13 protein-coding genes and 1 tRNA gene are annotated in these 11,668 nt (G+C 62.4%); 4 read left to right on the forward strand and 10 right to left on the reverse strand.

The features are described from left to right. Positions 1–19 precede the first annotated feature (19 nt). The 3 genes from ACU0AG_RS06675 to ACU0AG_RS06685 form a co-directional block, all read right to left on the reverse strand. Positions 20–961, reverse strand: coding sequence for a hypothetical protein (locus ACU0AG_RS06675; RefSeq protein WP_482781482.1), 942 nt, complete (start codon positions 959–961; stop codon positions 20–22). A gap of 34 nt (positions 962–995) precedes the next feature. Further along, entirely contained in the window at positions 996–2,156 is a 1,161-nt protein-coding gene (locus ACU0AG_RS06680; RefSeq protein WP_482781483.1) for a tyrosine-type recombinase/integrase, read from the reverse strand. A 139-nt stretch (positions 2,157–2,295) separates the two neighbouring features. Continuing rightward, positions 2,296–2,385: transfer RNA gene (locus ACU0AG_RS06685), tRNA-Ser, on the reverse strand. A gap of 179 nt (positions 2,386–2,564) precedes the next feature. Here ACU0AG_RS06685 and hspQ point away from each other — a divergent pair. Further along, positions 2,565–2,945 (forward strand): heat shock protein HspQ, encoded by a 381-nt coding sequence (gene hspQ / locus ACU0AG_RS06690; RefSeq protein WP_482781484.1) that lies wholly within the window; start codon positions 2,565–2,567, stop codon positions 2,943–2,945. Between the two features lie 4 nt (positions 2,946–2,949). Here hspQ and ACU0AG_RS06695 read toward each other — a convergent pair whose 3' ends face one another. Then, positions 2,950–3,807, reverse strand: a complete 858-nt coding sequence (locus tag ACU0AG_RS06695) for an ABC transporter permease (protein WP_482781485.1) — start codon at positions 3,805–3,807, stop codon at positions 2,950–2,952. A gap of 114 nt (positions 3,808–3,921) precedes the next feature. On the opposite strand from ACU0AG_RS06695, the gene ACU0AG_RS06700 reads away from it, so the two are divergent. Beyond that, positions 3,922–4,632: a GcrA family cell cycle regulator gene (locus ACU0AG_RS06700; RefSeq protein WP_482781486.1), complete on the forward strand. Its 711-nt coding sequence runs from the start codon at positions 3,922–3,924 to the stop codon at positions 4,630–4,632. 25 nt (positions 4,633–4,657) lie between these two features. Next, positions 4,658–5,611: a DUF481 domain-containing protein gene (locus tag ACU0AG_RS06705; protein WP_482781643.1), complete on the forward strand. Its 954-nt coding sequence runs from the start codon at positions 4,658–4,660 to the stop codon at positions 5,609–5,611. Here ACU0AG_RS06705 and ACU0AG_RS06710 read toward each other — a convergent pair. From ACU0AG_RS06710 to ACU0AG_RS06730, 5 genes are all read right to left on the reverse strand, one after another. Then, complete coding sequence (locus tag ACU0AG_RS06710) at positions 5,599–6,279, reverse strand: spermidine synthase (protein ID WP_482781487.1); 681 nt, start codon at positions 6,277–6,279, stop codon at positions 5,599–5,601. The genes ACU0AG_RS06705 and ACU0AG_RS06710 overlap by 13 nt on opposite strands. A 71-nt stretch (positions 6,280–6,350) precedes the next feature. Continuing rightward, a complete protein-coding gene (gene pnp, locus ACU0AG_RS06715) occupies positions 6,351–8,636 on the reverse strand; it encodes a polyribonucleotide nucleotidyltransferase (protein WP_482781488.1) in 2,286 nt (761 codons plus the stop codon). 175 nt (positions 8,637–8,811) lie between these two features. Further along, complete coding sequence (gene rpsO, locus ACU0AG_RS06720) at positions 8,812–9,081, reverse strand: 30S ribosomal protein S15 (protein ID WP_067403000.1); 270 nt, start codon at positions 9,079–9,081, stop codon at positions 8,812–8,814. 12 nt (positions 9,082–9,093) lie between these two features. Next, positions 9,094–10,014, reverse strand: a complete 921-nt coding sequence (truB, locus tag ACU0AG_RS06725; protein ID WP_482781489.1) for a tRNA pseudouridine(55) synthase TruB — start codon at positions 10,012–10,014, stop codon at positions 9,094–9,096. Then, positions 10,011–10,586 carry a thymidine kinase gene (locus ACU0AG_RS06730; RefSeq protein WP_482781490.1) on the reverse strand — a complete coding sequence of 192 codons (576 nt, stop codon included), beginning with the start codon at positions 10,584–10,586 and terminating at the stop codon, positions 10,011–10,013. The genes truB and ACU0AG_RS06730 overlap by 4 nt, the downstream gene beginning before the upstream one ends. An 81-nt stretch (positions 10,587–10,667) precedes the next feature. On the opposite strand from ACU0AG_RS06730, the gene ACU0AG_RS06735 reads away from it, so the two are divergent. Beyond that, entirely contained in the window at positions 10,668–11,252 is a 585-nt protein-coding gene (locus ACU0AG_RS06735) for a YceI family protein (protein ID WP_482781491.1), read from the forward strand. 6 nt (positions 11,253–11,258) lie between these two features. On the opposite strand, the gene rbfA is transcribed toward ACU0AG_RS06735, so the two are convergent. Next, entirely contained in the window at positions 11,259–11,666 is a 408-nt protein-coding gene (gene rbfA, locus ACU0AG_RS06740) for a 30S ribosome-binding factor RbfA (RefSeq protein ID WP_482781492.1), read from the reverse strand. Positions 11,667–11,668 lie beyond the last annotated feature (2 nt).

The raw sequence follows: 11,668 nt of genomic DNA on the forward strand, positions 1-11,668 counted from the left end.
CAGAAAGTTTCAGATTAACCTAGGGCATTGTTTCTAAAGGCAAACGCTCAAGCGCTTCTTCAAATTCGACGTAATTGCCGGACCACAGTTTCTGGATCATGCTTTCCTTGTGGCCGATACCATGTTCGGCAGCGTCATTGAGAACTGCTGTCAGACTCATTCCCTCAAGCCGTGCTTTGCGCAGCTTAGGCAGAAGTTCCAGGCCATTTGTCAGAGCCAGCCTGCCTTTGTTGAGCCCTTGTGCTTGCTGACTAAGCCATTTTACCCTTTCGCCGAAGACTTCATCGTCTTGTTCCAGCATGAGGCGCATCGAGGTCAGGAGGGACTTCGCCCTGCGTCCGCGCAAGCAGACCATGAGCTTACCGCCGGGTAGGGGACGGCCACGGACCTTCGGCCACCCGCTGCGATCGCTACTGAGGAGCAGCTGACGCCCGTGGTCTGCTTGGATGGCTCTGTGCTCCTCCTTAGTGATGGGCCGAAGACCTCCGTTGGACGATCGTATGAAGAGTTGGTCGGGCGTTTGAGACAGCCAATCGCGGTATTCTTCGAGAGCCCGAACATAACGTCTTTGACCGGCGTCAGACGCGCAGCTGGCAAGTTCGCTGTATTTAGCCTCGCCGGGCGTTTGATACCGTGTCCACACGGAGTTGACAAAAGGCGAAAGGAGCCAGCCTGCCATCACGGTCAGAGGCAGCGGCGCCATGCTCGCCACCAAGCCCGCAGGAAGCAGAGGTGGTGCGTATACAGCTATTGGGAGCAACGATACGCCAGCCATTTCACGCGTTCTAAATGGTTTCTGGATGTTCGAGCGATCGACGCCAGACATGATGAGATCAATCACAGCCTGTCCCAGCAGGTTCAAAGGCGTTTCAATGCGTTCAGCATAGCAGAATGCTACGAAGCCCGTATCGACCGGTTCAAGATGGTCGGCAGTATCCGTCGGCTGCGGCATGGCGGTCAACTCGCGAGCCCTGACTCTTCCTTACGACTCAGCTTCATTTTTCTCTGCGTACGTCTACCCTGCAATATGAAGCCCATTCATCCATCATCTTACGACGCTTTTGCAAGAGGTTACCGCGGCGGTAGGCGGCTTCGACCGGATTGGCGATTGTATGCGCCAAGGCCATTTCGGCGATGTCGCCGTCGAAATCGGTCTCTTCCGATACCCAGTCACGAAAACTGCTGCGGAAGCCATGGGGCACAGCGTCGACCCCGGCATCGCGGCAAATCTTGGTCAGGGTCATGTCCGACATCGGTTTGGCATGGCGCGTGCCCGGGAACACGAGGTCGTTGTCCTTCTGCTTGTGGACCTTCGCCTTCTTGAGCACCGTTAGCGCAGCATCGGACAGGGGGACGATATGCTCCTGATCGGCTTTCATGCGTGCCGCCGGGATGGTCCAGGTGCGCTCCTCAAGGTTGATCTCGGACCAGAGCGCGCCGCGCACCTCGCCTGAGCGCGCCGCTGTCAGGATCAGAAATTCGAAAGCGAGACGCCCAATGCTCTCGCGCTCGCGCAGTATCGCCATGAAGCCCGGCACCTGCGCATAGGGCAGCGCCCGGTGATGGCTTTGACGCTTGCGGAGCTTCGGCAGGGATTTGTTGAGCGCTGTCATCGGCAGGGGATGCGCACGATAATTCTTGGCGATCGCCCAATCGATCACCATCGCGATTCGCTGACGCACCCGCCGCGCCGTCTCATTCTTGTCGAGCCATATAGCTATCAGCACATCGCGGACATGCGAGCTTTCGATGTCGCTCACCGCAATGTCGCCGATCTTGGGGAAGGCATAGGCCTCAAGCGAGGTCAGCCACTGGCCCCGGTGCTTCTTGTTCTTCCAGCTCTTCTTGTTCTCGTTGAAGACCTTGGCCGCCGCCTCACGAAAGGTCGGGATGCCCTCGGCCTTTTTGCGCTGGAGCACCGGGTCGATCCCGGCTTCGACCTGCGCGCGAACTTCAGCTGCCCGTTGCCGGGCCTGTGCGAGACTCACTTTCTTCGCGCTGCCGAGTCCGATATCCCTGCGGCGACCACTTTTCTGGACCCGGCAGATCCATGACCGGGCACCGCTTGGGGTGACGTTCAGGAACAGTCCGTCGCCATCATGATGGCGACCCGGCTCAAGCGACCCCCGAAGCATGTTGGCGGTGAGATTGCCCATTTTTCCTTCCCCACACCCTTACCCACACGAAGTTGCAACGGATCGCATCGGAATGCAATAGCCCGAAACACGAAGGGCGCATAAAACCATTGTTTTTGAATGCTATTGAAGCGGAGAGAAACAGCCGGAAAAGGGCGATTGGCGGAGAGGGTGGGATTCGAACCCACGTTACCGTTGCCGGTAAACCGCATTTCGAGTGCGGCGCATTCGACCACTCTGCCACCTCTCCGCGAGGCCGGTTGCCGCTGTTCGGGCCGCATGGTCGGTGCGGCGGGCAACACGAAGCGCGCCCGTTAGCCCAAGCCCTGCGCCTTGCCAAGTGCCGAAAAGCCACAAAATGCCGGCATATCTCCCAAGCGCCATGCTCGCTTGCTTGTTTTGCGGCAGGGAAGGTCCATATTGCGCGCCATGGAACGCGCCGAGTTCTTTTCCACCCAGGCAGGACGCACGATCAGTGCGCCGCGCCAGACGCGCGCCCGGTTCAGCATCGGCGACGTGGTGCGCCATCGCCTGTTTGCCTTCCGCGGGGTGGTTTTCGATATCGACCCGGTCTTCGCCAATAGCGAGGAATGGTATCAGTCGATCCCTGAAGAGATGCGCCCGCGGCGCGACCAACCCTTCTATCACCTGCTCGCGGAAAATGACGATTCGTCCTATGTTGCCTATGTCAGCCAGGGCAACCTGATCGCCGACCCGCAGGGCGGTCCGGTCGATCATCCGACGGTGAGACAGCTGTTCGAAGCTTTCAAGGACGGGCGTTACCGGATGCGCCGCTCCCTGACCCACTGATCCTTCAGTTCTTCAGTTTCCAGCCCGATCGCAGCACGGCATAAACGACTGCCGCCAGCACGATGTTTAGCGCCAGCAGTCCGACTGCGGCCAGCCCAACCTGCTGTGCAGAACCGATATCGCTCTGCCCCAGAAATCCATACCGGAAGCCCGAAATCACGTAGAAGAACGGGTTCAGACGGCTGATCCACTGGAAGGCCGGATCAAGGTTCCCGATGACGTAGAACGTGCCTGACAGCAGCGAAAGCGGCGCGATGATGAAGTTGGTGATCGCGGCATTGTGATCGAACTTCTCGGCCCAGATCGAGGTTGCAAGACCCATGGTCGCCAGCAGCAGAGCGCCCATCAGCCCGAACCACGCCACCGCCCAGACCTGCGCGATCGCCAGCGACACGCCCGGCCACAGCGCCATCGCCAGCGCCACGGTAAACCCGACTGCGATCGCCCGCGTGATTGCAGCGGCGAGAATGCCGGTCATCAGTTCGCCCGGCGAAAGGGGCGGCATCAGCAGATCGATGATCGTCCCCTGCATCTTGCCCGACAGCAGGGAAAACGACGAATTGGCAAACGCGTTCTGCATCATCGCCATCACGATCAGACCCGGCGCAACAAAGGTTGCAAAGGGCACGCCCAGCACCTCGCGCCCTTCGCGCCCAAGAGCGACGGTGAAGATCACCAGAAACAGCAGCGTGGTGAAGGCCGGGGCCCAGATAGTCTGCGTCTGAACCTTGAGAAACCGGCGCACCTCCTTCATATAGAGCGCATAGAGGCCCACGCGGTTGATCCCGGTAATCACCGGAATACCGCGCGGGGCAAACCGGGTGCTCCCGCCGGTCTTGTCAGCAGACGTCTTTTCATTCACGGGAGCAGCGTTTGCGACGGATTGTCGGGGAGCAGTTTCAGCCATGGCGGTTGCCTAGGCTGCAACACCTTCCCTGACAAGCGGCCGGAACGGCGACAGGAACAGGTAGATCATATGAGCTGGACTGACGAGCGTATCGGAACGCTCAGGAAAATGTGGGAAGGCGGCGCCACCGCCAGCGAAATCGCGGCCGAACTCGGCGGGGTCAGCCGCAATGCGGTGATCGGCAAGGCGCACCGTCTGGGCCTCAAGGCCCGCCCGTCTCCGGTCAAGGCGAACGACAAGAAAAAGCCGGCCGCCGCGCCCGCCAAAAAGCCGGCTGCCGCGCCCGTGCGGGCCGCACCGGAGGCACGTGCCGAACCGGCAGAGCGCGTCGAAGCGCCCGAGCGTGTGGTTGCGCGTCCGGCTGCAACCCCTGTCCGCGCCGAACCGGCAAGCGAAGCCGCCGGCGCTCCGTCGCAGCCGATGCCCAATCCGCAGGCAGATCTGCCGAAGATCGTTTCGGTTGGCCCCGGCGGCTTCCTGCGTCAGGGCCCCGGCGACCAGCAGGCTCCGATTCCCCCTGCCCCGCCGCGCCGCCTGGTGCCGGCCAAGCCCAGCCCCGAAATCGCCGGAAAAACGAGCCTGCTCGATCTCTCGGACAAGGTCTGCCGCTGGCCCATGGGTCACCCGGGCGAGCCGGATTTCCACTTCTGCGGCGAGCAGGTGAACCCCGGTTTCCCTTATTGCGTGGAGCATTGCGGCCGCGCCTATCAGGCCCAGCTGCCGCGCGGCGTGCGCCGCCCGCCTCCGCCGCTGCCGTTTGGCGGACCGCGCGTACGCTAAGATCCGGAGGAGAGATCAGGTGTCGATGTCGCATCGCCCGCTAGGCGTGTTTGCTGCGGTTGTCCTGATCCTCCACCCGGCGACGGCCCGTGCCGAACTGCCGGAACCGGTGCGGGCCATGATCGACGCCGCCATCGCAACTGGCGATGCAGGCAAGGTGCGCACAGTCGCGGAGATTGCCCGCGCCACCAACCCGGCAGACATTGCCGAAATCGACGCAATGCTCGTCCAGTTCGAAGCGCGCGTCGCCGCGGCCAAGGCCGCCGAAGCAGCCGAAAAGGAAGCCCGCATCCGCTCCGCCAGCGTGTTCGAGAACTGGTCCGGCAAAGGAGAATTCGGCGCCTTCCGGGCAACCGGCAACACGTCCAATACGGGAATTACGACGGGGCTTACGGCCAACCGCGAAGGCATCAACTGGCGGCACCGGTTCACGGGACGGGTCGATTACCAGCGCGCCAACGGGGTCACCACCCGCGAACAGTTCCTCGCCCGCTACGAACCCAATATCAACATCTCCGAGACGTTCTACGTCTATGCGCTCGGGCAATACGAGCGCGACCGTTTTCAGGGCTTTTCCGGCCGCTATGCGGTATCCGGCGGGATCGGTTACCAGGCGCTGAAAAAGGACGATATCCAGCTTTCGGTCAAAGCGGGGCCTGCCTATCGCGTCACCGAATTTGTCGACGGCAGAAGCGAAAGCCGGATCGCCGGCCTGATCGGCGTGGATTTCGACTGGAGCATAACCGACCGGCTGAAGCTGACGCAGGATACCAATGCGGTTGCCGAAACGGGCGGTTCGGCCATCGCCATTGTGGATTCGCGCAACACCACACTCGATCTGATCACCGGCCTCAATGCCAAGATCAACAACAGCCTGTCAGCGCGGTTTTCCTATGCCATCGAGTATGACAGCAACCCGCCGCGCGGAGCCGTGCAGACCGATACGCTAAGCCGCGTGACGCTGATCTACGACTTCTGAGCGAACCAGATGGTGTGGTGTGCGCCCTTGTTATTGGGGCGTGACCGGATGCCGCGTTCCTCAACCTCCAGCCCTGCATCCTTCAGCCGCTTGCGAAACGCCGGATCGGGGGCAGCCGACCATACGCTGAGGATGCCACCGGGCTTCAGGGCATCGCGGGCCTTGGCAAGACCGGTGCGCGAATAGAGCCGGTTATTGGCGTCGCGCACCAACCCGTCGGGACCATTGTCGACATCGAGCAGGATCGCGTCGAATTTGGCGCAGGTTCCGTCATTGGCATCGTCGATCAGTGCGGCGACATCACAGATTTTCAGATCGAGGCGCGGGTCGGACAGGCTCTCGCCGGTCAGTTCCGCCATCGGCCCTCTGGCCCATTCGACAATCCTGTCGGAAATCTCGGCGATGACGATCTGTGCCTTGTCGCCCAGCCTTGCGGCGGCGGCGCGGTAGGTGAAACCCATGCCATATCCGCCGATCAGGATGCGGGGATTGTCCTTGCCCAGCCGGTCGATGGTGAGCTCGGCCAATTGCTCTTCGGAAAAGCGCATCCGCGTGCTCATCAGCTCGTTGCGGCCGAGCACGATCATGAAATCGCGGCCATGGCTGTAGAGTTCGAGGGTTACGCCATCCTCGATCTGCGTCGTGTCGATCAGTTCGCGCTTGAGCATCGGTCAAATCCCAAAAACAAGGCCGCCCGGATCGCTCCGGGCGGCCGCTGTTTATACCTCTGACGAGGCGTTTAGTCCTTCAGGAAGTCAGGCAGGCCGGCCGGGCCGCTGTCACGGTCACGACCACCGCGATCGCCGCCACGGTCACGACCGCCGCGGTCACCGCCGCGACCGCCACGATCGCCCTTCGGCCCGCGACGATCACCGCCACGGTCCCCGCGCGGTTCACGCGGTTCGCGGGGCGGACGGGTGTCTTCCAGCTCTTCGCCGGTTTCCTGGTCAACCACGCGCATCGACAGGCGGACCTTGCCGCGCTGGTCGATCTCGAGCACCTTGACCTTCACTTCCATGCCTTCGGAGACGACATCGGTGGGCTTTTCGACCCGCTCGTTGCGCATTTCCGAGACGTGCACGAGGCCGTCCTTGCCGCCCATGAAGTTCACGAAAGCGCCGAAATCGACGATGTTGACGACCTTGCCGGTGTAGATCTTCCCGACTTCGGCTTCCTCGACGATGCCAAGAATCCACTTCTTCGCCGCTTCGATCTCGTCGAGGTTCGAGGACGAGATCTTGATCACGCCTTCATCGTCGATGTCGACCTTTGCACCGGTTTCGGCGACGATCTCGCGGATCACCTTGCCGCCGGTGCCGATGACGTCACGGATCTTCGACTTGTCGATCTGGATCGTCTCGATGCGCGGGGCGTGCTTGCTGACTTCGGTGCGGGCACCGGTCAGCGCCTTGGCCATCTCGCCAAGGATGTGCTGACGACCGGCCTTGGCCTGCTCCAGCGCCTTGGCCATGATTTCCTGCGTGATCCCGGCAACCTTGATGTCCATCTGCATCGTGGTGATGCCTTCGGCGGTCCCGGCAACCTTGAAGTCCATGTCGCCGAGGTGGTCTTCATCGCCGAGAATGTCCGAGAGGACGGCGAATTCGTCACCTTCGAGGATCAGGCCCATGGCGATGCCGCTGACGGGAGCCTTCACCGGAACACCGGCGTCCATCATCGACAGACACCCGCCGCAGACAGTCGCCATCGACGACGACCCGTTCGACTCGGTGATGTCCGACAGCACGCGGATGGTGTAGGGGAAGTCTTCCTTGCTCGGCAGCACGGGGTTGAGCGCGCGCCAGGCGAGCTTGCCGTGACCGACTTCGCGGCGACCCGGCGCGCCGAAGCGGCCCACTTCACCAACCGAGTAGGGCGGGAAGTTGTAGTGCAGCATGAAGCTCGAATAGCTGAGGCCTTCCAGACCATCGATCATCTGCTCGCTGTCCTTGGTGCCCAAGGTGGTGGTGCAGATTGCCTGCGTCTCGCCGCGGGTAAACAGCGACGAGCCGTGGGTGCGCGGCAGGAAGCCGACGATGGCTTCGATCGGGCGGACCTGATCCAGCTTGCGGCCATCGATGCGGCTGCCGTCCTTGAGGATGGCGGTGCGCACGATGTCGGCTTCGACCTTCTTCATGGTCTTGATAGCGACCATCTGGGTCTGCGGGGTTTCGTCGGCAAACGCCGCCTTGGCCTTGGCCCGCGCTTCGTTCAGCGCGTTCGAACGCGCCGACTTGTCGGTGAGCTTGTAGGCAGCCGCGATATCGGCGCCGACCAGATCCTTGAGCTTGGCCTTGATGTCGGCGGTGTTGTCGGAAAGGTCGACTTCCCACGGATCCTTGGCGGCCTTTTCGGCCAGCTCGATGATCGCGCCGATAACCTTGCGGATCTCGTCATGCGCGAACATCACCGCGCCGAGCATTTCTTCCTCGGTCAACTCCTTGGCTTCGGATTCGACCATCATCACGGCCTTGTCGGTGGCGGCGACGACCAGATCCAGACGGCCTTCGGCGAGCGCCTTGTCCTGCTTCGGGTTGAGCGTGTATTCGCCATCGACATAGCCGACGCGCGCGGCGCCGATCGGGCCCATGAAGGGCACGCCCGAAATGGTGAGCGCCGCCGAAGCAGCAATCATCGCAACGATATCGGCCTCGGTCTCGCCGTCGAACGACAGAACCTGCGCGATCACGTTGATTTCGTTGTAGAAGCCTTCGGGGAACAGCGGACGGATCGGACGGTCGATCAGGCGGCTGGTGAGCGTTTCCTTCTCGGTCGCGCCGCGTTCACGCTTGAAGAAGCCGCCCGGGATGCGCCCGGCAGCCGAGAACTTTTCCTGATAGTGGACGGTGAGCGGGAAGAAGTCTTGGCCCTCTTTCACCGACTTGGCGGCGGTGACTGCACACAGCACCACGGTTTCGCCATAGGTCGCCAGCACGGCGCCATCGGCCTGACGGGCAATACGCCCGGTTTCCAGAGTGAGGGTCTTTCCGCCCCACTCCAGCGATACGGTTTTCGTGTCGAACATTGGTTTTCCTTCTGACCCGCGCGGCCATATTGCCGGGCGGGGCCTCATGTGCCGGGGAAAGAACCGTCCCGGTCCGGTGCGGGGCACTGGTTTGGCCCCAAGGCAGCAGGCCGGATGCCCGCTAGCCCCAAATGCAAGAAAGGCGGCCTCTTGAGCCGCCCTTCCCGCTAAACTCTTACTTGCGCAGGCCCAGCTTCTGGATCAGCGCGTTGTAACGCTCGACATCCTTCTTCTTGAGATAGGCGAGCAGCGTGCGACGCTTGTTGACCATCATCAGAAGGCCGCGACGCGAGTGGTTGTCCTTGTGGTGATCCTTGAAGTGCTCGGTCAGGTTGCGGATGCGCTCGGTGAGGATCGCGACCTGCACTTCGGGGCTACCGGTGTCCTTGGGATCACGGGCGTTGGACGAAATGATTTCCTGCTTCTTTTCGGCGGTCACCGACATAGTATTTCTCTTTCACTCTGCGACATCGGGACAGTTGAACCCCCGGACGACCTTGGCCGTCCCATCCGTGATTTCCATCAGCGCGACCGGGACAGCACCCAGTTTCGCGAGGTAAAGCCCGGATGATTGGGGCATGCCAGACAGCACCCGGCCCTGTCGGACCGCCTGCGCGCTTGTCTGGTCGAGGTGAAGGGCCGGGATGTCGTCCAGCCCTGCCTCCAGCGGCAGGAGAAGGTGTTCAAGGCCTGCGCCCTTAGCGGCTTGCTCCAGTTTGTCCAGCGAAATCGCCTGTTCCTCGCGGAACGGCCCTGCCTTGATGCGCCTGAGATAGGTAACATGGCCGCAGGTGCCGAGGGCATGGGCGATGTCACGCGCGAGGGAACGGATGTAGGTGCCTTTTGACACATGGGCGACGAGAGTGACCGCTTCCAGCGCGTCTTGCCCTTGAGCTTCGGTGAGGGTGAGTGCGTGGATCGTCACCGCCCGCGACTTCAGCTCCACCGCTTCCCCTGCCCGCGCCAAATGATAGGCGCGCTGGCCATCGATCTTGAGCGCGGAGTAGGCGGGCGGCACCTGCTCGATAGCGCCGGTGAAGCGCGGCAGCACAGCCTCGACCTCGGCCAGAGCCGGGCGCAAATCGCTGGTGGCGATCACTGGCCCTTCGGTGTCGAGCGTGTCGGTCTCCTCCCCGAACCGCACCGTAAAGGCATAGATCTTGTCGCTGTCGAGCATCCGCCCGGCCAGCTTGGTCGCCTCTCCCAGCGCGATCGGCAGCACGCCTTCGGCCAGCGGATCGAGGGTGCCGCCATGGCCGACCTTCGTTTTGGCATAGCCGTTCTGCCGCAGCACGCGCTTGACTGCGCTCACGCCCTGGGTGCTGCCCATCCCTCTCGGCTTGTCGAGGATCAGCCAGCCTGTAAGGGGCGTGCTCACGCGCCAAGGGCCTGCGAAAAATGCTTGCGACACAGCGCAACGTAGCGGTCATTGCCGCCGATTTCGGTCTGCTGGCCCTGCTTGACTGCCGCACCGCTTTCATCGACGCGGAGGTTCATCGTCGCCTTGCGCCCGCAGTGGCATACCGCTTTCAGCTCCACCAGAGCATCGGCAATGCCGAGCAGTACCGCCGAGCCGGGAAACAGCGCACCCTGAAAATCGGTGCGCAGGCCATAACACAGCACGGGTATGCCGCCCTCGTCCGCCAGCCGCGCCAGCTGCCACACCTGATCGGAGGTGAGGAACTGCGCTTCGTCCACCATCACGCAATCGAGCGGTTCGACCTTGTGCGCGGCGCTGATCGTCGTCCACAGGTCTGTGTCAGGCGCAAACTTGTGCGCGGCGCTTTCCAGCCCGATGCGGCTTTTCACCTGCCCGCCCGAACGGCTGTCCAGCGCAGCGGTCCAAAGCATGGTCGCCATGCCGCGCTCACGGTAGTTGAAATCCGCCTGCAACAGGTGGGACGATTTGCCTGCGTTCATGCTGGCGTAGTAGAAATAAAGCTTGGCCATCGCGCCTGCCTAACCTGTGGTCGCGCCGTGGGCGAGGACGGACTTGAACCTTTTGCCCATCTCGTGCGTATCTTGAGGACGATGACCGGTCGCCATCCCTCATTGCGCCTTGCACTGCTGCCCGTGCTGGCGCTGCTCGCGCTTGCCAATACGGCAAGCGTGCCACAACGCTATACCCTCGACGCAGCGGCCAGCAATGTCTCGGCAAAGGTGCCGTTCTTCGGTCTTGCCAGCAAGACGGCGCGCTTTCCCAAGATGCAGGGCGCGGTGACGATCGTGCCGGGTGCACCGGAGCGGGCCATGATCGACGTCACCTTCGATGCCACCGCGATCGAGGCGCCGGACGATGTCACCCTTGCCCGGCTGCGCGGCGACAAGTTCTTCTGGGTGGAAAAGTATCCGACCGTGCGCTTCGTCGGGCGCTCGCTGAAACTGTCCAGCCCGACCCGCGGCACGGTTGCAGGCGAGTTGACCGCACGCGGCATCACCCAGCCGCAAACGCTTGACGTCACCTTCGAAACGGACCCGGTCGCACAGGCCGGAAAGCCGGTCAGCTTCACCGGCACCACCACAATCGACCGGCGCAAATACGGGATGAAAAGCTATCAGCTGCTGGTCGGAAACAAGGTCGATATCACGCTGAAGGCGCGCATGGTGCCGAGGTAGGCCGGACTATTCGCCGTCGCCATCGTCCAGATCGCGCAGCACCTTGGGATCGCGCAGCAGCGCCTCAATCCGGTCAGCCTCGGCAAAGCTTTCGTCCTTGCGGAACTTGAGCTTCGGCGCGAATTTCAGCCCGAGCCGGGTCGCGACCTCGCGTTGCAGGAAGGCGGTGTTCTGGCGCAGGGCGTGCACCACCTCGTCATCGCCAGCGCCCAGCAGCGGCTTCACATAAGCGGTCGCGTGGCGCAGATCGGGCGTCATGCGCACCTCGGTGACCGAGATATTCGCGGCGCTCACCACATCATCATGCACCTCGCCGCGGGCGAGCAGTTCCGACAGGATATGCCGCACCCGTTCGCCGACCTTGAGGACGCGGACCGATTGCTGTTCGGCGGTGAAGGGTTGTTTGGCGGCCATGG

Source organism: Erythrobacter sp. RANMB8, assembly GCF_056848235.1.